The sequence below is a fragment of the Bradyrhizobium erythrophlei genome (genome assembly GCF_900129425.1).
GTDB classification, from domain to species: domain Bacteria; phylum Pseudomonadota; class Alphaproteobacteria; order Rhizobiales; family Xanthobacteraceae; genus Bradyrhizobium; species Bradyrhizobium erythrophlei_C.
The window spans coordinates 8,030,927-8,053,399 of record NZ_LT670817.1 but is presented as its reverse complement, the minus strand read 5'-3'; the positions used below and the strand labels follow the sequence as shown (position 1 = coordinate 8,053,399).

Annotated in this window: 23 protein-coding genes and 2 pseudogenes; 9 read left to right on the top strand and 16 right to left on the bottom strand. The window is 60.2% G+C overall.

What is annotated here, in order from left to right; translation table 11 throughout:
• Nucleotides 1-848: 848 nt before the first annotated feature.
• On the bottom strand, nucleotides 849-1,214 hold the full coding sequence (locus tag B5527_RS38355; protein WP_245332419.1) for a hypothetical protein: 366 nt from the start codon (nucleotides 1,212-1,214) through the stop codon (nucleotides 849-851).
• Between the two features lie 9 nt (nucleotides 1,215-1,223).
• Entirely contained in the window at nucleotides 1,224-1,409 is a 186-nt protein-coding gene (locus B5527_RS45620) for a hypothetical protein (protein ID WP_172842798.1), read from the bottom strand.
• A gap of 1,915 nt (nucleotides 1,410-3,324) precedes the next feature.
• On the opposite strand from B5527_RS45620, the gene B5527_RS45005 reads away from it, so the two are divergent.
• Nucleotides 3,325-3,636, top strand: coding sequence for a hypothetical protein (locus B5527_RS45005; RefSeq protein ID WP_154072766.1), 312 nt, complete (start codon nucleotides 3,325-3,327; stop codon nucleotides 3,634-3,636).
• 1,890 nt (nucleotides 3,637-5,526) lie between these two features.
• Here the strand turns inward: B5527_RS45005 and B5527_RS47940 are convergent.
• The 7 genes and pseudogenes from B5527_RS47940 to B5527_RS38305 form a co-directional block, all read right to left on the bottom strand.
• Nucleotides 5,527-5,748 (bottom strand): hypothetical protein, encoded by a 222-nt coding sequence (locus tag B5527_RS47940; protein WP_425305119.1) that lies wholly within the window; start codon nucleotides 5,746-5,748, stop codon nucleotides 5,527-5,529.
• A gap of 59 nt (nucleotides 5,749-5,807) precedes the next feature.
• On the bottom strand, nucleotides 5,808-6,038 hold the full coding sequence (locus B5527_RS44995; RefSeq protein ID WP_154072765.1) for a hypothetical protein: 231 nt from the start codon (nucleotides 6,036-6,038) through the stop codon (nucleotides 5,808-5,810).
• 543 nt (nucleotides 6,039-6,581) lie between these two features.
• Complete coding sequence (locus B5527_RS38325; RefSeq protein ID WP_079606106.1) at nucleotides 6,582-7,082, bottom strand: SDR family NAD(P)-dependent oxidoreductase; 501 nt, start codon at nucleotides 7,080-7,082, stop codon at nucleotides 6,582-6,584.
• Between the two features lie 47 nt (nucleotides 7,083-7,129).
• Nucleotides 7,130-7,432, bottom strand: coding sequence for a plasmid stabilization protein (locus B5527_RS38320; protein ID WP_079607827.1), 303 nt, complete (start codon nucleotides 7,430-7,432; stop codon nucleotides 7,130-7,132).
• Nucleotides 7,433-7,532: 100 nt separating this feature from the next.
• A complete protein-coding gene (locus B5527_RS38315; RefSeq protein ID WP_245332418.1) occupies nucleotides 7,533-8,252 on the bottom strand; it encodes an MOSC domain-containing protein in 720 nt (239 codons plus the stop codon).
• A gap of 37 nt (nucleotides 8,253-8,289) precedes the next feature.
• On the bottom strand, nucleotides 8,290-9,237 hold the full coding sequence (ligD, locus tag B5527_RS38310; protein WP_079606103.1) for a non-homologous end-joining DNA ligase: 948 nt from the start codon (nucleotides 9,235-9,237) through the stop codon (nucleotides 8,290-8,292).
• 92 nt (nucleotides 9,238-9,329) lie between these two features.
• Nucleotides 9,330-9,553, bottom strand: a pseudogene (locus B5527_RS38305) (DNA ligase); the annotation flags it as partial.
• Between the two features lie 115 nt (nucleotides 9,554-9,668).
• On the opposite strand from B5527_RS38305, the gene B5527_RS38300 reads away from it, so the two are divergent.
• On the top strand, nucleotides 9,669-10,277 hold the full coding sequence (locus B5527_RS38300; RefSeq protein WP_154072764.1) for a DUF1330 domain-containing protein: 609 nt from the start codon (nucleotides 9,669-9,671) through the stop codon (nucleotides 10,275-10,277).
• A gap of 7 nt (nucleotides 10,278-10,284) precedes the next feature.
• Here B5527_RS38300 and B5527_RS38295 read toward each other — a convergent pair.
• Nucleotides 10,285-10,549 (bottom strand): annotated as a pseudogene (locus B5527_RS38295) (hypothetical protein).
• Between the two features lie 644 nt (nucleotides 10,550-11,193).
• On the opposite strand from B5527_RS38295, the gene B5527_RS38290 reads away from it, so the two are divergent.
• From B5527_RS38290 to B5527_RS38265, 6 genes are all read left to right on the top strand, one after another.
• On the top strand, nucleotides 11,194-11,754 hold the full coding sequence (locus B5527_RS38290; protein WP_079606100.1) for a hypothetical protein: 561 nt from the start codon (nucleotides 11,194-11,196) through the stop codon (nucleotides 11,752-11,754).
• A gap of 216 nt (nucleotides 11,755-11,970) precedes the next feature.
• The gene (locus tag B5527_RS38285; RefSeq protein WP_079606098.1) at nucleotides 11,971-12,438 is read left to right on the top strand and encodes a metallophosphoesterase family protein; all 468 of its coding nucleotides are present in this window, start codon (nucleotides 11,971-11,973) and stop codon (nucleotides 12,436-12,438) included.
• Between the two features lie 337 nt (nucleotides 12,439-12,775).
• Entirely contained in the window at nucleotides 12,776-13,195 is a 420-nt protein-coding gene (locus B5527_RS38280) for a CopG family transcriptional regulator (protein ID WP_079607826.1), read from the top strand.
• A 5-nt stretch (nucleotides 13,196-13,200) separates the two neighbouring features.
• Nucleotides 13,201-14,391: an extracellular catalytic domain type 1 short-chain-length polyhydroxyalkanoate depolymerase gene (locus tag B5527_RS38275; RefSeq protein WP_079607825.1), complete on the top strand. Its 1,191-nt coding sequence runs from the start codon at nucleotides 13,201-13,203 to the stop codon at nucleotides 14,389-14,391.
• Nucleotides 14,392-14,599: 208 nt separating this feature from the next.
• The gene (locus B5527_RS38270) at nucleotides 14,600-14,827 is read left to right on the top strand and encodes a hypothetical protein (RefSeq protein WP_079606097.1); all 228 of its coding nucleotides are present in this window, start codon (nucleotides 14,600-14,602) and stop codon (nucleotides 14,825-14,827) included.
• Nucleotides 14,828-14,996: 169 nt separating this feature from the next.
• A complete protein-coding gene (locus B5527_RS38265) occupies nucleotides 14,997-15,911 on the top strand; it encodes a L,D-transpeptidase family protein (RefSeq protein WP_079607824.1) in 915 nt (304 codons plus the stop codon).
• Nucleotides 15,912-16,205: 294 nt separating this feature from the next.
• On the opposite strand, the gene B5527_RS46960 is transcribed toward B5527_RS38265, so the two are convergent.
• The 6 genes from B5527_RS46960 to B5527_RS38240 form a co-directional block, all read right to left on the bottom strand.
• A complete protein-coding gene (locus B5527_RS46960; protein ID WP_245332417.1) occupies nucleotides 16,206-16,388 on the bottom strand; it encodes a hypothetical protein in 183 nt (60 codons plus the stop codon).
• A complete protein-coding gene (locus B5527_RS46955; RefSeq protein WP_245332791.1) occupies nucleotides 16,376-16,849 on the bottom strand; it encodes an AAA family ATPase in 474 nt (157 codons plus the stop codon). The genes B5527_RS46960 and B5527_RS46955 overlap by 13 nt, the downstream gene beginning before the upstream one ends.
• Nucleotides 16,768-17,781: a hypothetical protein gene (locus tag B5527_RS46950; RefSeq protein ID WP_245332416.1), complete on the bottom strand. Its 1,014-nt coding sequence runs from the start codon at nucleotides 17,779-17,781 to the stop codon at nucleotides 16,768-16,770. Before B5527_RS46950 ends, B5527_RS46955 begins: the two co-directional genes overlap by 82 nt.
• A 176-nt stretch (nucleotides 17,782-17,957) precedes the next feature.
• Entirely contained in the window at nucleotides 17,958-18,356 is a 399-nt protein-coding gene (locus B5527_RS38255) for a 7-cyano-7-deazaguanine synthase (protein WP_079606095.1), read from the bottom strand.
• A complete protein-coding gene (locus tag B5527_RS38250) occupies nucleotides 18,353-19,120 on the bottom strand; it encodes a PfkB family carbohydrate kinase (protein WP_172842797.1) in 768 nt (255 codons plus the stop codon). Before B5527_RS38250 ends, B5527_RS38255 begins: the two co-directional genes overlap by 4 nt.
• Before the next feature lie 1,793 nt (nucleotides 19,121-20,913).
• Nucleotides 20,914-21,189, bottom strand: a complete 276-nt coding sequence (locus B5527_RS38240) for a plasmid partitioning protein RepB C-terminal domain-containing protein (RefSeq protein WP_276329361.1) — start codon at nucleotides 21,187-21,189, stop codon at nucleotides 20,914-20,916.
• Nucleotides 21,190-21,432: 243 nt separating this feature from the next.
• Here B5527_RS38240 and B5527_RS38235 point away from each other — a divergent pair, with 243 nt between their 5' ends.
• Nucleotides 21,433-22,383, top strand: coding sequence for a CBASS cGAMP-activated phospholipase (locus B5527_RS38235; RefSeq protein ID WP_172842795.1), 951 nt, complete (start codon nucleotides 21,433-21,435; stop codon nucleotides 22,381-22,383).
• The last annotated feature ends 90 nt before the right edge of the window (nucleotides 22,384-22,473 follow it).

Below are 22,473 nucleotides of genomic sequence, written 5' to 3'. Positions count from 1 at the left end.
CAGGGAAAGGAACTGGTGATGCTGAAAACCTATCAAGGTTCTTGCCATTGCGGGAAAACTAGCTTTGAGGTCGATGCTGACATAGATCATGTTCGCATCTGCGATTGCTCGATCTGTCGACGCAGAGGTGCTTTATTGCACCGGGTGGAGGTTCATTGCCTTCGTATGCTAACGCCGATCGAGGACCTGACGACCTACTCGTTTAATACTCATACAGCCAAAGATTCTTGCGACCTGCGGGATACTCCCTTTCAGGGAGCCACGAAGAGGTCCGGGGACGTGGTCCATCAACGTGCGATGCCTACACGAAGTCGATTTCGCGACCATCCCCATCAAGCATGTTTACGGAAGCCGTCTCTCGTAGTTCCAAACGAAACGGCCGACGTTCGGATGCGTGCGCCGTGGGATGAGGGGAGGGCGCTGCATCGGCCTGTGCCAGAGGATCGTTGCACGTGGTGCCGACAAGGAAGATCGGGCGGCGGCGGCATGACGAACCGCCGCTCGATAGGCTCAGGGCGATCATCGTTGCCGCTATAACTTGCACGCGCGGCTCGGAACCACCTAGCGCCATTCCGGTTTCCACCGGCATGAAATATCGCGGTGTTGAGTACGCGCTCATTCAAGGGCTAGGGCGGCAGGTCTGGAAATGGTCGGTTTCGCTAGATGCGGACCGCTCGGCGACAGGCCAAGCCGCGACGAAGGCTGAGGCCGCATCGCAAGCGGAGCGAGCCATTGACCGTGCGCTCGCTCCTAAAAAGCTGCGGCTCGTGCCACCCGCAGGCGGCACATGAGCGCCAAGTCGGCGGTCGGACGCCAAGGAACCCTCGCTTCAGGCGGGGGTATTCGTTTCACGCCCTGCGAAACAGTTCAACCGCCTTGCTGCGAACCGCGACAAACCAACGCCAAAGCCGAGCGAACCAAGGCAAGGTCAGCAGTTTGGGCTTGACCATTACGAACAGCCGGTCGACCAGCAACAGGCTCGCAGCATAAGCGGCCCCAATCATGACTGTGCCGGTGATCCAATGGCCATCGCCCGCAACGGCCACTGCGACCAGCTTTAGAGGTTCTACAAGACCGGTAGGTACCAAGAGCAGCGCCAAGGGACTGATAGGGTCCCAGTCCCTCGCCAAGGCGTCGTAGACGTGGCGGCAAGCCTTGCGGGCGCTGGCGAAGGGTCCGCCATTTTTGCCCATCAACCCGATTTGCGTCTCCAACCCGTTCTGTCAGTTGTTGTCGCGATAATAACCGCCATCGGCGTGCGGATTGCCCGCCCCCAAGTTTTTGACGATTTGATTTCGGGTAGAAATGCGGGCGATAGCCGGGATGTTCGATAGCGGCCTGCACCAGCGCAGGAACTGCCAAAGCTGCTGTGCGGCGACGGCGGCAGCGCCAATCAGTGCGAAATTCATCATAGTGATCCTCGACAAATAGCTTACCGAACAACATGGGAAGGCGGCGTTCGCTCTGCCATTAAATGGTATTTTAGAAAGGACTTCGGTGCGGACGTTCGAGCGATCATCATCAAGCGCGTGAGACGCACGCAAAAGAGCCGCGCGGTGGGGGCAATGGCCGCTGCGATTGATCAGGCGGTTCGCAAGCTCAAGAGCATCGAGCACATCAGGCGACGTATCACGTTAAGTTTTCATGCAGGTAACAGCGTCGAGAAGGTTGGCGAGGCCAGACCGGTCAGGTCTACCAACTGAGGCGCTTGCCTTCTGAAACTCAATTTAGTGGTGTCGGCAGATTGCGAACCTACATCAGCTTCACGCTTCGGCATTCTAGTGAAAGCTCCACTACGGATTGTCACCCACTCCAAGCCCAACGATACTGTGTTCGGCATGCATTATTGGTCTGAATGTCTACGGGGCCAAGCGGCCACATATCGGAAACTTGCCGAGCAGACGGACGATCCTGTCCTGAAAAAAAACTCGCTTGAGTTGGCGTCGGTCTGCGAGCAGGTCGCCAATAGTATCGAGGACCGTCTGACGGGCGCGTGAGCGGCGCTGAACATGAGGCTGCCTGTACACGTGCACGACGCGGAGATTGAGACTGGCGAAGGTCCGGAGCCGCCGCGCCAAGGCCCATCGCATTAGAGTTAAAAGCAAAACCCGCCTGTCAGTAAACCATCCGGCAACCTATCGGTGCTACCTCACGTTGTCGCATAGGTGGGCACATGCTTCGAAATGGCAGTTACTCGGCTTGGTTCAGAACCCGGCAGGAAGAAGGACGCTGCATGATGCAGGGAGAAGGAACCGGCATTGTAGAGCTTTACGACGGCAAAGTGACCGGTGGCGATACAGTGCTCGCGTACACGGGTCATACGTTGTGGACGGAGATAAATTTACGGCGTGTATTGCCACGGAGCGGCACACGCAGGGACAACCTTCCGTTTTCGGCATCGACAACTTCGATTTGACCATTTCCGGTAGATCCACGCCACGATGGCATCATGTACCGGGACCGCTAAACAAGCGCCGGACTTGACGTTCGAGGCCGTTCTTATCCCTATTTCAGATGAACCGAGGAAGGCAGCGCCGCAGGCGTCGAGGCGATGGACAAAAGCCCGCGCTACGCGATGGCGAACCTGATATGAAAGAGGCCGCCAACTGAGGCGGCCTTTACTCTGGCGGATAAAGGTTACGGTGGATCCAGCCCTCAAAACGCACAACGCCGCCAAGCGGAATATGATCGCTCGGCGGCGTTGGCATTTCCGTGGCCGGGTCTTTAAATCCCGGCGACCTCAACCGAGCAATCGGCGTGCCACGATCATGTGACCTGAAATAGGACAGTTTCTAAAGCAAAATTTAATGGGAATCGGCGTCCTGCGAACAGACATCAGAATTGTGCCGATATGCGGCACTCCTCCTATGTAAACTGCGGCCCCAGCTTGTCCCTGCCCAAAGCTGGGCTGTTTCCTTGTCGTGCCAGGCGAATGAGGGCAGTCCGGCGCGGTGGCGACTGAAGAGGCCGCCAACTGAGGCGGCCTTACATCTTCTCTGAAATCCAAGTTCTAGTACCGCACACGCATTCGAACATGTGAAACGTCCGCCCGGTCGGCGGGTCAAGCATACTCGCGGCGAACTTAGGCACCTGACACAGCGCGGTGAAGTTGGCTTCTGCCGGTCTTGTCTTTCCATGCGGCACAGAATGCCGAGAAGACCCTGCTGCCAAGTCAAAAGATGGTCATCGGTATCGGAGCAGCGTCCTTTTCCGGGCTGATGCCAGTGCAATCGGCTGCTCCGATTACTGCCTTCGAAATTTCCCATTAGTGATTGGGAGCCGCGTCGCCATATGAGGCCGGGGCGAGAGATTCGGTAATCGCTGATGGCTCTGCCCGTGTCGGCAGATGGCGAACCTACATCAGCTTCACGCATTCGGCCTTCTAGTGAAAGCTCCACTATGTGTCACCACTCCAAGCTCAACGGTACTGTGTTCGGCATCCATGATTGGATTAACTATCTATGGGATCAAGCGGCCATGTGTCGGAAACTTGTCGAGCAGGCCGACGATCCTTTCGTTAAAACCGAACTGCTTGCGTTGGCGTCGGTCTGCGAGGAGATCGCCGATAACATCGAAGATCATCTGACAGGCGGGTCAGACCATGCGCCGCGTGGCCCGTTGTCAAGGCTGCAATGAAAGAGGCCGCCAACTGAGGCGGCGGCCTTACATCTTCTCAGAAATCCAAGTTCTATTGCCGTCGAATGATCTGGGCGAGGTGCCTGATTGCGTCGCGCAACGTCGCGAGTTTGCTGCCATCCTCCAGCACGATCGGTTCGGCAAAAACGTAAGGACCAGGACACAACGGCGACTCCGCAACAGAACCGGGACTCAAGCGGCGCGCCGGCCGATTCGATCCGGGGCGGCGCCGGGCCGCCATACCCCTTCCATCTGGATCAGTGCCCGAATGCCAAGTCTACACGGGCAGCAAGAACAACGGTCGCTCACGGGCTGAGGTTGCTGTCCGATTGCCGACACAGGGCCGAAATTTTGGTACCGGCCGAATTAGGCCAGTCGCGGATTTAAAATAGGCCACTCGTCGAGGGGAACGGTTTGTACGCTAGCGGGTTCTGCGATCGTGCCGGCTACTCGGCACGTTATGATGCAGAGCCCGACGGCCTCAGCTTGACCCCCAAGCTGGGGCCGTTTCTCTGGCGCCGGGCCCGATGAGGAGCGGTGAGGCGCGCGGCGCCGGTTCAGGCCGTCGGGTTTTCTGGCGACAGCGGAACCTTCGCGCCGCTCGCCGGTTCTATGAGGGCAGCGACGGAACTGGGAAACCGGCAGTCGCGTATGAGGCTCGCACGGAATCCGGATAGTTATTTAGTTGCGTGACCAGCTGTAGTTTTTTGTAGCGTCCATTTTAGTTTGGGGTCTCAAATGAGGACTCTTCAGGAGCGCCTTGCAGCCATCGCCGACACGACAGCAATCTCAAGGCTCAGTTCCGCGAATTGGACCGATTACGCGAGCATGTCAGGAAAGCAGAACTACGGATCGCGGCCCCCGGCCATCGCCTCCGGCGCGGCTTGAACCTGAAGTCGCCTAGAAACCGATCCGAAAATCTTCGATCTGTTAGCCCGACTTGAGCTGCGCGCTCAGCCACCGCGGTTTCTTTCCGCGACCGGCGTCCGGACGATGAGAGTTGAGGGCGCTATTCGGTCAGGTGAAAAAGGCGTCGCTTCTCGCGTTGCACGAAGGCGATCGCGCGATTGGCGGTTTTTCTGGTCGGCCTTCCCGTACAAAGTCACGCGGACAGAGAAGCCGCCGGGAGTGTTATTTCGAATAACTTGGATGCCACTTACCGTTTCGCATCCAGGCCATTGGCGAACGGCTTCGAGGCACTCTTTTCGAAGGGCCCCATAGCTCATTCCAACTGTTTCCGGCTTCGCCATGCCTGGGATCTATACAGGCGGCGACGGTCCTTCGGCCCAAAAAATGACCGCCGCAGCGGGTAGATGCGACGGTCAAGGCGATGGGGAGAAAAGCCCAAGAGGGGAATCAAACCCTCCAAGGCGTGATTTGACATGCATTTTTCGGGCCGCTGCGGTGCACCCGGACGAGGAGAGGTGAGGGCGCCGCTTCACGCGCTGGGCGTTTGGGGTGGGTCATTTGTCTAAACCTGCGGAAAGCAAGCGGAACAGAGCAAAGGCCGCCGGGCAATATCCGGCGGCCTACCGGGCTCAAAATTGTGTGCTTTCGAAATGGCCCCGTCCGCCCCGGTTACGGGAGACTTGCACTGGCAAGCGAAGGGCGCGAATCAAAACTGCTGTTCCATCAAAGGAACAAACAAATTGTTGGGGGGCGGACACTATTCATCCCGTTTCAACTTCCGCTTTCTCCAAATCTTGTCTCGCGAGCGGGAGATTGATGCGTATCTGTCGGCGCATCCGGACGAGGAGAGGTGAGAAGGCCAGTTGTTAGCAAGCGCGGCAAATGCCCTTGGTCATGCGGTCGAGCTCCGCGTTCTCGCGATTGATTGGATCGTTCGGATCATCCATCAGGTTCTTCTCCGAGGGCTGTGCCTGTCGTAAATTAAATCCGGCCATATTGGTGATGCAGTCCGCCAAGATTGGGCGACATAGAATGTGCCCGGCGCGATCGACGGCGCGCGAGACCGGCGCATCTTTCTCCAGGGATAGATGGGTGCGGGGCCCCATTGTAATATTTCATGTAACAGAGCAGCAGGTGACGGAGGTGGCGCTCGCTGAATACAATAACGTGGTCAAGGCATTCCCGTCGGATCGAACCGATCAGCCTTTCAGCATATCCATTTTGCCAAGGGGAGCGCGGCGACGTCGGTCGATCGCGGATGCCTATCGATCGGAGTCGGCGGATAAAAACCTCACCGTAAGCGCGTCTCGGTCACGAATGAGATAGCGGGGAGCCTGTTCCCAACCGCATGCTTCCGTGACCTGATTTGCGATCCATTCTGCGGTTGGATGCGCTGTGACGCCAAACCACAGAATATGTCGCCGGCCGTGCCCCATGATCAGCAATCCATAGAGCAGGCGAAACGAGATTGTCGGCACGACGAACATATCCATCGCAGCGATCCCGTCCGCATGATTGCAAAGGAATGTCCTCCAGCCTTGGGACGGCGGGTCTCGTCGCCTGACCATGTACTTGGCCACGCTCGTCTGTCCGACATCGACGCCGAGCTTGAGGAGTTCTCCATGGATCCGCGGCGCTCCCCACAGCGGATTGGCAATGCTCATCTCGCGGATAAGCTTGCGTATCGCCAACGGAACTGTTGGCCTGCCACCCCGCGCTTTCGATTTCCATCGCCAATATAATCGGAACCCGGCGTGATGCCATTTGACCACGGTCTCCGGCTTGACAATCGCCAGCGCATCGCGAACGCCAGGGCGAAGCCGATAAAGGCAAACAAAAATCAAGCGGTCGATGGCGCTGAAGGTCTGTCTCTTTAGGAGCGGTTCGCCGCAGAACGTTTATCTGCTGCCCCAACATCCAAATTTCCACCTCAAGCGCTGTCCGCGACCGAAACAGATCTGCGACCATCCAAACAATGAGCCTGACAAAATCTCTCATCTCGCAAGAGCATCGCCCGATTCTCGATCAACTGCTAGTCAGAATAAGTTTGCGATAGGGACAGCACCCTTCGCTGCGTTGTAGGGGCTCATGCCCCAATCGCCGCCAGTCCCTGAGACCGACGCCGTGTTCACGATCGAGCCCTTGGTTTTTTCGAGATGGGGGAGTGCTGCGCGGCAGCCATAGAACACGCCGTCGACGTCGGTCGACATCACGGTCCGCCATTTCTCGTCCGTGATGGAAGTCGGGTCGCCACCTTCGTGGACGCCTGCGTTGTTCACGATGACGTCCAGCCGGCCGAAGCGGTCCACGACCGCCCCGACCATTCCGTCGACGGCGCTAGAGTCCGACACGTCGGCGGCCTGGACCATTACCTGGTCGCCGGGCAGACTCTTCGCGACCTTTTCCAGCGACTCGTTGTTGCGGTCCACCAGGGCCACCTTCGCGCCCTCTGCAACGAAGCGGCGTGCTGTCGCTTCTCCGATGCCGGAAGCGGCCCCCGTGACGATGACGATCTTGCCTTTGAACCTCTCGGCCATGGGCAACTCCTGCTTGGTCGCGCGACGACGATCTGCGGCTCAAACCCTCACGCGGCGCGCCGCTTTCTGGTCTGCGCGGCCTTTTTGGCCGATCGCGACTTTTCGGCGGCGGGCCGCTTGGCAGATGCAGCGCCGCCCAACCGGCCGCCCTTCCTCGACGGCGAATGGTCTTCTTCTGTCCCGCGGCCGGAGCCGCTCTTCTTCCCGCCGTGCGTTTCCTTGTTCACGGTCGCCCAAGCGCGCCGTTCGGCCTCCTTCTCCGGAACGCCTCGGTGTTCGTAGCCTTCCTCGATGTGCTCGGCCTGGCGCTTCTGCTTGTCGGTGTAACTGGATTTGTCGCCGCGAGGCATGGGATCCTCCATCGATTGGAAATATTCGGTTAAGACCGGAAGAGCGCGTCGGTTCCAGTCGCGAAGCTGATCTCCGAAATAGGGCGTTCCCCTCGGGACTTCATAAGGCCGGCAGAGGCCGCCAAGGTTCGGGCGGGAACCGAATCTCGATCCGGTCGCCAACGAATATTCGGCCACCTGAGAGGACGACGCTCATGACACCGCATCGGAATGCCGGACGATCGGCGTCCGGCATGATCAACTTATGCTTGAGACCGGTTCTGAATCGGTCGATCAGCACGGACGGTGTCCTCAGGCCGGTCAACTCGATGGCGGCTTCGGCGCCGAGCTTCAGGATCGTTCCCAGCGGCAAGGATTCGAGGTCGAGGCCTGCAGTCAGCACGTTCTCGCCGAGGTCGCCGGGGCCGAGAATGCAGCCCTCCGCGCGCAGCGTCTCGAGGAGCTCGGAGTTTATGAGATGGACCTGTCGTGCGTTCGGCATCGTCGGGTCGTGCCGCATCAGGTAGCGATGTCGGACGACCGGTCCGGCATGAGCATCACCTTCGACCCCGATGCCCTTGAGGAGAACCAGGCTTTCGTGTCGCGACTTGCTGAAGCGATGCTTGTCGTCGCTGGCGAGACCGACGATCCTTAGAGCCGAGGACGCCGTGGGTTCGGGATCGGATCCGTCGCTGTACATATGCTCGATCAACCGGTCCATCGGCCGGCGGTTCCGTGAGGTACGACGTCTCGCCGAGGACTTGCGGCGTGGAAGGAAAGCCGGGCCTAATGCTTCGACGGCCTCGAGCCGGAACTGAATAAAAGGCGCGAGACGGCTCATGGATTGGTTCCTTGCCGGTGGCGGGAAGGGGGACGGGCTATTTCCGCGACCGTTCGCGTTCGCGCACGACATCCTTCGCGCGCTTGTCGGTTCTGAGGCCGAGGTAGACGGGTTGGCGCAGTTCGCCCTTGCTCGTCCATTCCGCGAACTTAACCTCGGCTACGAGCGACGGCCTGACCCAAGTGGTCACGAGTTCGTCCTTCACCTTGCCGGGGAAGGGCGACTTCGCGACTTTCAGCTTCACGAGCTTGCCGTGCAGCTTTTCCAAGGTCTGGTGGCTGAACCCGGTGCCCACATGGCCGATGTATCGCCAAGTGTCGTCTTCCCTCACAGCTAGGACTAGGGCACCGAAGAAGGGGCGTGTGCGCCTAGGCGCCGTGAAGCCGGCGATGACGACCTCCTGCCGCTTCGCGGTCTTGATCTTCAGCCAATCCGCGGTCCGGCTGCCGGACGCGTAAGGGCTGTCAGCGCGCTTCGCCATGATGCCTTCGAGGCCCTTCCGTTCGGCCTCCGCGAAGAACCTGGTGCCGCTCGCTTCGCGATGCCGGCTGAACGCGATCAGCTTGTCCCGCGGCAGGATGGCCTTCAGCCGTTTCTTGCGTTCCAGGAGTGGCCGCTTGCGCAGATCCTCGCCGTTCTCGAACGTGAGATCGAAGGCGCAGTACAGAAGCTTCGCCTCATGGCGCAGCGCGTTTTGGAGAAGCTGGAAATGCGACACGCCGTCTTTCCCGATCGCGACGAGTTCCCCGTCGATCACGGCGTCGGCCTCGACGCTTTCCAGAGCCTTGGCGACCTCGATGTAGCTGCGGCTGATGATCTCGCCGTTGCGGCTGTAGAGCGCGACTGCGCCGTTCTTGATCTCGGCGATCATCCGGAAACCGTCGTACTTGTCTTCGAAGACCCAGCCGGGGTCGTCGAACGGGGCATCGGTCAGAGTTGCGAGCATCGGCTGCAGGCGTTTCGGCAGGGTCGATGTTCGGCTCATTGGCGAACTGCTCCTTCAAGAATTTGCATGCCTTGCATTCCCTTCAGGGCGCGGCCCTCGTGATCCGTCCCGGTGATCCCCCGCGTCATCGTCAGATATCGTCGCAGCCCCTTGAAGAACGGATGCCGGACTTTGCCCTCTGCCGACTTCGCCCGGTACTCGATCTCGGCGAGATGTTTCGGTTCGACCCAGATGCCCTTGTGAGCGATCCGTTTCGCGTACGGCTGCGTCTTGCGGATCAAAGGCTCAGGTGCTTTTGCAGGTCGGCCGCGGATGCCTTGTCGAAGCCATGGTCGACCTTGCCGGCGTAGACGAGAAACGCCACCTACGAACTCCGCCAACGCCAATTCAAACTGGCACAGACAGATTGGTTCCGGAACCGGCCAATCCCTCCTGCGTTGCACCGGAAATCATCGATCGTGGAGCAGGCGATGACGGGAGCGAAGAAGGCAGCAGGCGAACCGCAGCAGGACCGGACTCGGTCCTCGGCCGATCGATTTTTGAGGACCGTTGCCCTGTGTGCGCTGATCGGCCTGCTCTGGTGCGCGCCGGCGACGGCGCGAGGCGGCGGCCACGGGATGGGCGGCTTTGGCCTTCATGGAGGCGGCAGAATGGGCCGAGGCGAGCACATGATGGCGCCCGCCTATATGCTCATTACGGTTTCGGCGGTGTCCGATGCGGATGCCTTCAAGAAAGCGATCCAGGATATGACGACTGCTGTGGCTCCGTTCACCGGACGACTAGCGGTCGATGCGGAAAAACCGCCTGCCTGGGAGGGTGCCGCTTCCGAACATATCGTGATGATTCAGTTCGCCGACGCCGAGCAGGCGCAGGCGTGGAAGAACTCCGACGCATACAAGAGCTTCGATGCCGACCTCCACAAGAGCTCGTCTTCGACCATGCAGCTTGTCCAGGGTCTGCCGGTGCCGGAAGGCCGTGGCGGACGCGGGCGCTTCGAAGCCAAGGCGTTCGAGCCTAACGTACAGGACTTCGATCGCTTGCTGAACCAGCGGCTCAAGACCATCTGCAAGGGCTGCTGAGGCAGCCTCAGTCTTCGGGTGGGCGCTCGGGGCAGGTGTCGCCGATTCCGTCGAGGACCTCCGCGACCGCGACGGCGGCGGCTTCAGACGACCCCGGGCCGCGGCTCTTCGCGGGCGATGGCGAAGGCCCGCTCGCGCGCGTGCGGGTCGGCGCGATCCCGCATCCAACCATGATCTTCGCATTCGCGGATGGCCCCGGCGTCCTGCAGCACCGAGATAGCCCATCCGCGCAGTGTCCGGATCGCCGGCAGCCGTTCCTTCGTCATCAGCATCGAGATCGCTCCTGCCTGACGAATCCCTTCGTCCTCCCGGTGGTTCCGGGCGCTTAGCACAGAGCAGGGATTCGCTTTCGCAAGGGCTGTGGCTTGTCCACGTGTTCCGCTTGCCTGTGCAAAACGCCAAGCGACAGGCCAGGGAGTCGCAGGGGATACCGAGGAGGAGGCTCGGCAGATCGCATCCGGACGCGATTGGCGGAATCCGCGCTTCGCGGTCTGCGATGCCTTGGACACGCCGGAAGCCCACGCGTTCGGCGATGTCGTCTTTCGGTCCGAGCCGGTTGCGATCAAAGTAGAAAAGCGAGCGGCGAAGCGGAGATGACAGGGAACGCGAACGGTTCTCGTTGGTTTTTTGCTCATGACCGTCTCGCTCTCCCAACTCCTCGAGGATTCGTTCCAGATCGCCTGGGACTACCTTGAGCGGAGCGGCGAACTGGGAGACGGCTTCGGCAAGTCGGTTTCTCAGCGACGTCATCGAGACCATGATCCGTCGGGGCCAGCGCACGCAGCCGGCTGGCACTGTCCAACCGGGCCATCAGCGCCTACCAACGTTTCCGCTCGTCGGTGCCGCAGGATCAGAACGGGCGCGTTCTTCCGCCTGAGGCGTTTCATCATCGAACCTGGAAATCGGGGATCACGAAATGTCCGCAAACGACGGAGATCTGGTCGACCGGCTGGCGAAGAAGCATTCGGTCTCGCCCGCCGCGGTGCAGGTCGTGCTCGCGGCTCTCCGGAGCGGCGGCGGCCGGATGGCGCAGTTCAGCCACGCCGACTTCGGCGGGATGTCGCAGTGGTCGCCAGGCATGTCGATGGTCGGCGACATGTTCAACACGCAACTCAAGGCCAAGCTGGACGCACTCTGCAGCGACATCGCGGCCCATCTGGACACTGCGGAATCAGCCGGCGGGGTACGTCCTGGGGGAGACGAGGTCAGCTACCGTTCGCCGAACCGATCGGACGACTGGTGGCCGGCCGGATTGGGGAGGCCGGCCGCGGTGGGTGCGCAGAACGATCTCCGATACGCGGTTTTTCCCGAGACCCGGCGGCTGGTGATCGACGATCGAGGTACCGTCTCGGTATACGACACCGGATCGCATCGGATTTTCGGCGTCGCGCAGGCCCAAAGCGCCGATCGAACGCTGACATTCACCAGCCAACACGGACTGGTGAGAATTGCGGACCTGCCGAAGGTCTCTGGCTGACCGAGGTGCCCGGCACCTCGACCGTGGCACCTTCGTCACCTTGAGATCTTCGATCGCGACGACCCCGCCGCCTTTGGCTGCGTCCTTTTCCCATCCGAATACGGACCGGCCGTCCAACAGCGGCGATCTGCTCGGAAACGTTCCGGACCGTGCTGTGGTAGTGACTATGGCCGAAATCGAACATTAACCGAGGCGCACTAAGAGCCGCCGCCACCGATGACATTCAGAATCGGGATCATCTCCGACACGCACGGGCTGCTCAGGCCGGAGGCGGAGCGTCGCCTGGCTGGCGTCGATCACATCATTCATGGCGGCGACATCGGACGTCCCGAAATTATAGACGCGCTGCGCCGCATCGCCCCGGTTACCGCGATCCGAGGAAATGTGGATATCGACGACTGGGCTGCTGCATACCCTGAAACCGAGGTCGTGCGACTTGCGGGAAAATCGATCTACGTTCTGCACGATCTGAAGACTCTGCAGATCGATCCGATCGCGCGCGGCATCGACGTCGTCGTGTCCGGTCATTCCCATGCGTCGAAGATCGACACGGCCGACGGCGTGCTCTACCTGAATCCAGGAAGCGCGGGCCGGCGGCGCTTCGGGCTGCCCATCACGCTTGCGACGATCGACGTGACGCCGGACAACCTGCGGCCGGAAATCCACGATCTCGGCGACGTATGAACCCGTCGCGAGGATGCGTCAGCTTAAAGTAGTGGCAGGTCCAGATGGGGAGGCGCAGGAAGGACCGCCCGGATCCGGTCCCCGGGCGAGACCTCGCCTCCCTCCGTTACGATCGCCATGACGCCGGCCTTGAAGCGTGGCCCCGCCGGTCTGCCCCTGCAGGCGATTCTTCAATCTGGACTTGAAGCGATCCATGAGGACGGAGGCGTGGGCGGCCTTGACCGAGGCCGCAGAGATGACATGTCGTAATCCCCTACGGGCTCCACGGTGCTCTCCCCTTGCACATCGTGCAGGGACATCCATATACAATCCGTACAGATGGTATATGGATGATGAGATGCCCTTAAATGTGCAGGACCTAAGGCCGAAGCCTCCGGAAACCGAGAAGATCACCATCAATCTTGGCTATGTCGACCTGGGCCATGTGGATCTGATGGTGAAGGACGGATTCTATTCGAACCGCACGGATTTCATCCGGACGGCAATCCGCAATCAGCTCGAGCGGCACGCCGACGTGGTCAAGCAATCCACGGCCCGTAAAGGCCTGGACCTCGGTCTGCGGAATTACACGCGCGCGGATCTCGAAGCGGCGCGGCAAGCCGGCGAGATGCTGCATATCAACGTGCTCGGTCTTGCCAGCATCGCGCAGGACGTCTCTCCCGATCTCGCCCGCGCCACCATCGCCTCGGTATCCGTGCTCGGAGCCCTCCATGCCACCCCTGCGGTCAAGGCCGCTCTTTCCGACAGGACAAGGTGAACACGATGTTGAATCAGGACACGCTCCGCGAGGCCACACGGTTGACCCAAGCAGGGCAACTGACCGAAGCCACGGCGCTGCTGCAGTGCATGTTGCGAGGCGAGCGCCCGCTCGCGACCGCTAAAGGTCTCATCAGTCTTCCAGACCGCACCCCGCCCACGATCGACCCCAAGGCCAATGGCGTCGGCAACGCCGACCGCGCAGCACCGGCGGAGACGCCCGCCGCCATGGCGCGTCGGCGCCGACCGTTGTTCGATCGCGCGAAGGACGGCACCTGGCTCGGCCTGCGGGGCGCCAAGCACGCTCCCGCTTCGGTGACCGACATCGCGCCGGTGGGTACGAAGTTCATCGAAGGCGCCTACAGCAACGAGGCCGGAAGCCGGACCTTCAAGCTCTTCGTCCCCAGCAGCTACCACCAAGGTCAGCCGCTCCCGCTGGTGGTGATGCTCCACGGTTGCACCCAGTCGCCGGACGATTTCGCAGCCGGCACCAGAATGAACTTCATCGCGGAAGAACAGAACTGCCTGGTGGTCTATCCGGCGCAGCCTAGCGGCGCCAATCCGTCCAAATGCTGGAACTGGTTTCGCGCGGCCGACCAGCGCCGTGACGAAGGCGAGCCTTCGCTGATCGCGGGCATCACCCGCCGTGTCATGCAGGACTATTCGGTCGATCCGAAGCGCGTCTTCGTCGCCGGCCTTTCGGCCGGAGGCGCCGCCGCGGCAGTCATGGGTGCCACCTACAGCGATCTATACGCGGCGGTCGGGATCCATTCCGGCCTCGCCTGCGGAGCCGCCACCGATATGCCCTCGGCGTTCGCCGCCATGCGTCAAGGGGGCAAAGGCGGTCGCCAAACTATGGCGGGCGGCCCGATGGTCCCGACCATTATTTTTCACGGCGACCGCGACACCACTGTGCATCCCGACAACGGCGCCCACGTCGTCGAACATGCCATCGGAGCGAGAAGGACGCGAAAGAAGGTGCATCGCGGGCAAATTCCGGGAGGGCATGGGTATACCCGCACGACTCACACCGACGGCGAACGCGAGGTCCTGGAGCACTGGAATGTCCACGGCGCCGGCCATGCCTGGTCCGGAGGCAGCCCGGCAGGATCCTATACGGACGGAGAGGGGCCGGATGCAACGAGGGAAATGCTGCGTTTCTTTCTCGAGCATCCGCAAGCATCGAGGGCACACTAGAGTCTGTTCTTCGGTCCCGGCTTCTGCAGTCCCAATTTCCTCCGGCTGCTGGCTCCGCGCGCGAGCGGGTCGGCCAGGTCGATTTATGGATTGCCGATAGTGCTCGAGGCGGTTGGGCGAGGTGTTGGCGCAGGAAGGCGCGACGAAGTCGGAACAGAGTGCGTCCTGAATGGTTGGCCTGCCGATCCTTCACGATCGGAGAACGCACATGAGATGGGTTTTGGCGGCGGCTTTCGCAATCGCGGTTTCGTTCACTCTCGCGCCCCCTGCGGACGCCAAGGGCTGCATCAAGGGGGCCATCGTCGGCGGTGTCGCCGGCCACATGGCGGGACACGGCAAACTTGGTGCTGCGGCCGGGTGCGTCGTCGGCCATCACGAAGCGAACAAGGCCGACGCGAACAAGGCGAACGCCCAGGCTCCCTCGGATCAGAAGTGATCCGGATGGGAACCGGCGGCCACCAGCGCCGGCGTGTACCGCCGACCAATGGGACCGCTGTCAGGATTGTCGGAATAGCGGACCTGCCGGCATGAGGCTCTTTCCGCCGAGGTGCATTTTCTTCGGCCTTGTCTTGGCGTCCGTGACAGGCTCCGCGTTCTGTGCCGAAATGAACGCGGCAGCGATCAACTCCGCCGAGCCCTCGAAAAAGACGCTGTCGGACACCAAGCCGACCCCGGCAGGTATCAGGCTGCAGGTTCTGCTTGACCGGGCGCACTTCTCGCCGGGCGAGATCGACGGCAAATTCGGAGAGAATGCGAAGAAGGCATTGCGGGCCTACGAAAAGGCGCAGCAGTTGGCGACTTCCGACGAGGTCGGCACCGACGTTTGGGCAAAGCTTGCATCGGACGACCGTCCGGTGATTACGAGCTACGCCATCTCCGACAAAGACGTCGCAGGGCCGTTCCTACGCAAACTCCCGGCCAAGATGGAAGCTATGAAGGACCTTCCGAAGCTGGCCTACACCAGCGCACGCGAGGGCTTAGCCGAAAAGTTTCACATGAGTGAGGATCTGCTGTCTGCCTTGAACCCAGGAAGGCACTTCGATCGCGCCGGGGAAACCATCGCTGTGATCGATACCGGTGCTGATCAAAGTCCCGAGAAGGCGGCCAAGGTGGAAGTCGACAAGAACCGGCAGACCGTGCAGCTCTTCGATAAGTCGAACGCGCTGATCGGATTCTACCCCGCCACGGTCGGCAGCGAGGAGAAGCCGTCACCCTCAGGCACCTTGAAAGTAACGGAGATCGACCGCAATCCGACCTATCGCTACAACCCCGACTACCACTTCAAGGGCGTCCATTCCCGGAAGCCTTTCACCATCAAGCCGGGCCCGAACAATCCTGTCGGCACAATGTGGATCAATCTTTCCGCCGACGGCTATGGCATTCACGGCACCCCATTCCCGGGACGCGTGTCCAAATCGGAATCGCACGGCTGCATCCGTCTCACGAACTGGGACGCCGAACGCGTCGCCGAACTGGTATCCAAGGGGACGCCCGTGACGTTCGTCGACGACACCAAGTAAGATCCTCCCTAGGCACCCAACGTAGGGCACTCCGTGTCGCTCACTTCCGCGAGGTCACTTCACTAACATGGGCGACGTTTGCGATGGCGTGAGCGCGTGTCTTGTCTCCGCTTGGCCAAATTTCAACCGTGACACGTAGCGCTGATTTTCTCCTGCTAAGAATATTTGCAATGCAAAATGGATCTTGCCGATCCGGAATAGACCCTGCGTCCCTGCAGATTGCGATGACATAGTTCGGGCCCGCCTGTAGCTCCGGTGAATGCGCACGTCGCGTGACAGGACGCAGGTCGAGGATCAGTTTCTCGGTGCGCGCCGGTCGCGCTCACGCAAGATCGCCTCGACAATCCGGCGCAGGCGCCGCACGGAGCCGCCGCGCCAGTTCATGGTGACGGCGGCGTATTCGACGCCATCGAGCGGCGGCACCCAGATCTGGTCAAGCCCGCGCTCTTTGGCGAGGTCGGCGATCACGGCGGGCAAGAGCGCATCGAGATCGTCGGCGCTTGGCTTCGGAAGGTCACGACGCGCGTCCGGTCGCGGAGCGGGCCTGGCAGTGGATCCAGGGAATTCGCCGTCAGCACATAAGAGATCTGCGATAAATTGAGGTTCGTCTGAAGCGCGGGATCCGGATAGCGGGCACTGGTCTCGATCTCAAAAAATCCGAGGAGGCAGTCCCATAGCCGCCCGTAGTCGCTGCGTGTGCCAGACTTCTCAAGCTCGTCGATCAACACAAGCGGATTGGCGATTCCGCCGGCAGCGACGGCGAGAAACGGATGGCAGGGTTCAGCCGAGTACCAGCGCCGATCGGTACCGGCAAATACCGCGCCGTCCGCGCGGGACGCGTCCTCACGCCAAACGCTCACGCCAAGGACTTCTCCAAGGCGGCGGGCAAATCGGGACTTGCCGCCGCCAGGATCGCCGACGAGGAGTAGGGGCCGCAGCCGGACAGTGGCACGGCCGACGAGATCGGCCAGCGCAAAGTCGATGACGTCCAATGCGTAGGGGAATTCGAAATCAACGTGTTGCGAGCCTTGTGCAATGGTGGCACCTCGACCAGCGGCAAGGCCGCGTTGATGGCGCTCTTAAGCGGCCCCAGAATGTCCTTCAGCTTCGGGTTCTTCATCTCATCACTGCTCAGGCGCGCCACCACGAGATGGTGATCAGGAATCCTTTCCACCGCAGGAGAGGAAACCTGCTGGGATGCCTCGGCGGCCTTCTCGTCCTCTTCCTCTTTCCTGCGCTTCTCCTCTTCTGCCCGCCGGCGGGCCGCCGCTTCGACAGCAGCGATGCGGTACTCCGCCATGGTCCCGCCGAGGACGGTTGCGTTCACCGCGGCCGAGAGATTTTTCGGCAGCAGGTCGGTGCAGGCTGGTAGTGCCGCCCAGCCGAAGGTGAATCGCTCGAGATTGCAGCGGAGCTGTTCCCCCGCGTGACGGGAGGTCACATTAAAGGCCTGGACGAGCGCCTTGCCGACCCTGCGGTGCTCCTCGAAATAGGTGGCTTCGCGCGGCAGCGGCAGGCACAACAGCCGCACGCTGTCGGAAAGGCTGCGCAGATTCGGCTCATTCTGGGTGACGGCACGGCGATCGAGTTCGGCGGCGAGCGCCAGTCCAGTGCGCACGTCGGGCGCTGCGGCCCAAGCCGCGTTGAGCGGCAAGTTCGGGCAGAGCTCATTGATCTCGGCGATCAGCCGCTGCTCGATATGACGGGCGTTGCCGCAGACCAGCATGGCGAAGCGCAGGAGCCGTGGCAGCCCTTTCAGGCGTTCGTCCCAGTCGGCCGAGTCAGCCGCAGCTCCGGTCGAGACCGCATCGCGGGCGGTCCACGGCACATCAGCGTCATCGGCGTCGTCGCTCGTACGGTCCGCGCTCATGCCTCGTCCTCAAATCGGCGTCGTCGGTGTTGCCGGCCTTCAGCGTCTTCTCCTCACGCACCTCGGCCCCCACACCGATGTTCTGCGATCGTGCTCGTAGATTTGCCCGCGCTGCGACCAAGGTGGCGTGTTGGTAACGGGATTGTATCCCTCGGAGACGCTCACCGCGTAATCACTCACGTTCGCGAGGTCACTGAGGTTGGCGACGTTTGCGATCGCGAGAGAGCGAGCGCGCGTCTTGTCTCCGCCTGGCCAAATTTCAACAGTGACGCGCAGCATTCGTTTCTCCTGAAGACTACTAGGGTGATGAGCATTTGGTTGCGGTACGGCCACCACTCCTCGGCCTGCGCGAGGCTCGACTGGGGTTTTCCCCCGAGACTTCCCGATCCCAGTGCCCTCAGATCGACGGTCAGAAGCTCATGGCGAATGCGCAGTTCGTCGCAAATGGCCTTGGCCGCAGCTATTTCGCCGCTAGCCGGTCGTTGACCGTAGTCGATCGTCAAGCACACATCCGGCCGTTTCCAAGAGGCGAGTGCCGACGAGTCCAATCCACCCGAGAAGAGCAGCACCTTCATCGCCCACCGGCCCACATGACTCGATAGATTGCAGTCGTGAAGTCGCGCACGACCTCGCACCCGGACCCGGCGATCATTGTTAGGTTTTCCGCATCGAGCCTTTCGGCTAGGGCGATGACCGGAATGCCGAGGGCGCGCGCGTAACCGACCTCGAAGACCGTTCCGGAATCGGCGCCGTCGAGTAGGCCAAGCACTTTTGAGCAGCCGCGCAGGCCTTCGAGGTCCGCCTCCGCGATCGCGTCGGCAGAAAGCCCCGTCCCAACCTCGTGCAGAGGAGAAAACACCTCCGCACCGAATTCCGTGAGAATTCGAAAGGCTTCCTCGATCAACCAGCGTTGTGCGAGATCGAAGAATGGCCCCGCCAGGTAGATCCGGCGTTGGTCCGCGGCGCGTACGGCGACCGCACTTTGGTTCGTGGTATCGTCCAAGGGCAACGCGTGACCATCGACGAAACTGGCCACGCTTCTCGACGCTATGTCCGCAGCCGAGGCCGCGGCGAGGCCGCGCTCACCCCAATGCAGGGCAAACGCGGCACTGAACACGTCGCCCGATCCGATCTTGAACACAGAGTCCGATCGATAGACGGGAATCTCGACCGCATCCCCACCTCGCTCGAACACGGTTGCTCCTCGCGGTCCACGTTTGACGACGACGATCTCCGCTCCGTGCCTTGCCATCAGGGCGGCGGCGTCGACGGCGCCGTCCGATCCCCCCGCTTCGCTCTCGTTCAGGACAACCGCGAGGCGGTGGGGCCCGCGATCCATTCGCTTCGAACTCCTCGATCGGGTCATGAGAATGCGGATCAAAGACTGCACGCTCGGCCTGCACGATCGCTTCCCCCTCGACGAAGCCGAATCTTAGGATTGTCCGGCCCTGGACGACTATTGGCCGGTTGGGTGTTATGATCGACGGATGACGCTCAGCCATGGAGAGCGGATAGTCGTAGGAGAACGAAATCGCATCCTGGATTGGATGTAGATGCGCAACGCATCCGAAAGCAGCCGCGGTATGACGGATATCGTCTGTCCAATCCGTGAAGCAATAGGCGTGGAGCTCCGTGCCCGGAGAGAGGGAGGATACCGAAAGCCCGATCCGACTCTCGACCCATGGCAAGGCCTTGTCCGGATCGATCCACGTCCAGGGGAGCTTACCGCTTGCAAGTTGGACCAGGCGCTCAGCAATGATGCGCTCGGCCCGGTGCAGACCTGCCAGAAACACGCAGCGTGTTTCGCCGACACTATCGGCAACGACCGTGCCCTCCGATATTTCGAGATCAAGCGCCTCTCGAACGAGTTCCGTCGGAACCTCGAGCAGCTTCTCGGCCAGCGGCGCCAATTCGTCGGTCGGCAGGCCACAGTGCCCCTCGTCCATGGCCTCGGTGAGGGCGAACGAGATGCCAGCCCTGACCCGGATCATGGCCGTTTTCTCGATCCCCAGCTTCCTTGCGATCGCGTCGGCAGTCATATCGAGGAATCTGACAAGCTAGGAAAAGCCAACTTTTCCGAGCTGGAGGAATTCAAGACGCTACAGAGTAAGCAGGAAGTTAGCATTCTTAAACGGCGCCTGCGCGAGCTCAATATTGAGATTGTAAAGTTAGAGGAACAGGGAAAAATTCAATATCGACTACAGCTAGAAGGGCAACGGAAAGCGAAATTTGAAGAACTCGTCGCAATTGATGCTGCAAAGCCAAAAGAGGTGGCTAAACCCGACCAAGAAGACCCCGAACAGAAATCTTTGGCCGCTGAGGTTGCGCAGAAAGTGGCTCTTCTAAAATCGCTTGGTGAGCGTATCCAGCGCTGCGTTGAAGCGACTACTCGGGTCAAAAGTGACCTTCAACAGATCGTGTCGCTGCAAGAACGCCTGATAACGCTCAAATCTGACGCTGAGCGAACAATCGGAGAGTCGGCGCCGCAGTTGAAGGCGCTGGGTGTGGATCCCGCTGCAATCGTCGCATTCACAGTGAACCTTAATCCTATTGAAACTAGGGCAGAAGCAATTAGAGCTCAGCTTGCGATCCTAGAAATGGACCGCAAGCTTGAGTTCTCGGATGACGCAGACTTTTCCGTTTTGGAGTCCCTCCCGGATTTACGTCGAGCTCATGCCTATGTGGGTCAGTCCATCGAAGGTCTGAAGGAGAAGCTTGGAACGCCACAGCGACAGTATCAGAATTATCTAGAGCGTCTCACAAGCTGGCAAAAACGCCGCGACGAAATGGCTGGCGCTGAAACTGAAGCAAAGCCAGACAGCTTGCGTGGTATCGAGGCCCAACTGCAGTATCTTGATGAGGAGCTTGCAGCTCTATTGGGTGAGAAGCGGAATGCGCGTCGCGCCATCGTAAACGAAATCTTTGATGCGAAACGCAAAGTGCTGCGTTTCTATGCTGACCTCAAGCGGAGTGTGGAGACCAGGCTTGCAGCCGTGCGCGCCGATGGCTTTTGGATCGAAATTGATGCCTCCTTCGTTATTGACATCGATTTTCGTCGAAAATTTCTCGAGCTAATAAATCGACGGCGGCGGGGAGTATTTCGTGATGCGCAGGATGCTGATGCAGAATTGACTAGTAGCCTCTCCAGATATTAGCGATCTTCGTGTCGCCGACGAGTTTGGCCAGGTAACCTCTGAGCACCGTAAGGCGCAGGTGGTCTTGGCCGTAGGTGTCCTGGATCGATGTTATCGCCTGCTGAAGCCGCGAGAGCTCACTTTCCATCCGTGAAAGAGCTTCCGCAGTCATGCGTTTTATTCGTTTCGGCGTGGACGAGTTTACGAGCTGCGCTTGAGGTTTGCCGGCAAGTATGGCCGAGGCGTAACCCACCGAATAGTTGTTTGCGTTGATCAGAAGCTCGTCTCCGTAATCCGGGCGTCAGAAGTTTTTTCCGAGCATCTCCTTCAGCGTCGATGCATCCAGCATCGTCTCCGCCAGCAACTTCTCGAGCTTGTTCCGTGAGCCTGCCTTCACGCATCGTCCGTTTCCTCGGTGGAGAACAGAACCCTAACTTAAAACCGGGGAGCGGGTCATGACACTTGATCGGCCAAGGCAGTAGAATTAACATTCTTTCTCCATCTGCTGGAGATACACGTGTTTCGTATTCTGTGCCTGGACGGGGGCGGTATCAAAGGGGTCTTCACAGCTGCGGCGCTTGCCCGCATAGAGAAGCAATCTGGCGCGAGGCTGGTTGACCATTTCGATTTGATCTGCGGCACGTCTACAGGGGGAATTCTCGCGCTCGGCCTTGCAATGGGTCTATCCGCTTCGGATTTGTTAGACTTCTATCGTCAACGTGGCCCGTTCATATTCCCTGCAATGAGCTTAGTGGAGCGCTCCGCCGGCCTCATACGTCAGCTCTTCTTAGGCCCAAAGCTTTCGCGGGACATCTTGAAGGTAGAACTTTCTCAAGTTCTGAAGGATCGCAAATTTGGTGAGGCTAAGTCGAGACTTGTCATCCCAACCTACGATGCGGTGAGAGGACGTATATACATCTTCAAGACACCTCATCATCCGAGATTTATCAATGATGTCAATGTGCCGGCTGTAGATGTCGCTTTAGCGACTTCGGCTGCTCCAACTTATTTTGCTGCAGCTTCGGCCAACAAGGATGGTAGGTTTGTTGACGGGGGCGTTTGGGCGAATAGCCCTGTGATGGTTGGCCTTGTCGAAGCGATCGCCTTTCTTGAAGTTGCGCTCGCAGACATCCATATCCTAAGTGTTGGAACGACTACTGAACCGTTTAGTATCGCTAAGAATGATCGGGCTAGTGCGCTCAAATGGAATATCGGATTAGTCAACCTTATGTTCGAAGCGCAAGCCGAAGCAGCGCTCGCCCAAACAAAGCTGTTGCTTGATGGCCGGCTGCATCGGGTCAACTTCATGGCTCAGCCGGATCGGTTCAGCCTCGATAAGGCCGATAAGCGGAGCATAGCTGACCTCACCAATTTGGGCTGGACCGAGGTGGAGAAACGAGAGCATACCGAAGTAATCTTAGAGCATTTCATGAGCTCTCCAGTGCTCGAAACCTACCAAGCTCCCTAGCCTGCGCTATCCATAATTCGCCTCCGTTCTCAGCGCCGGCAGCCGGCAATTCGGTCCAGATGCACTCGCTTCGTATTCAATTGTCCTTGA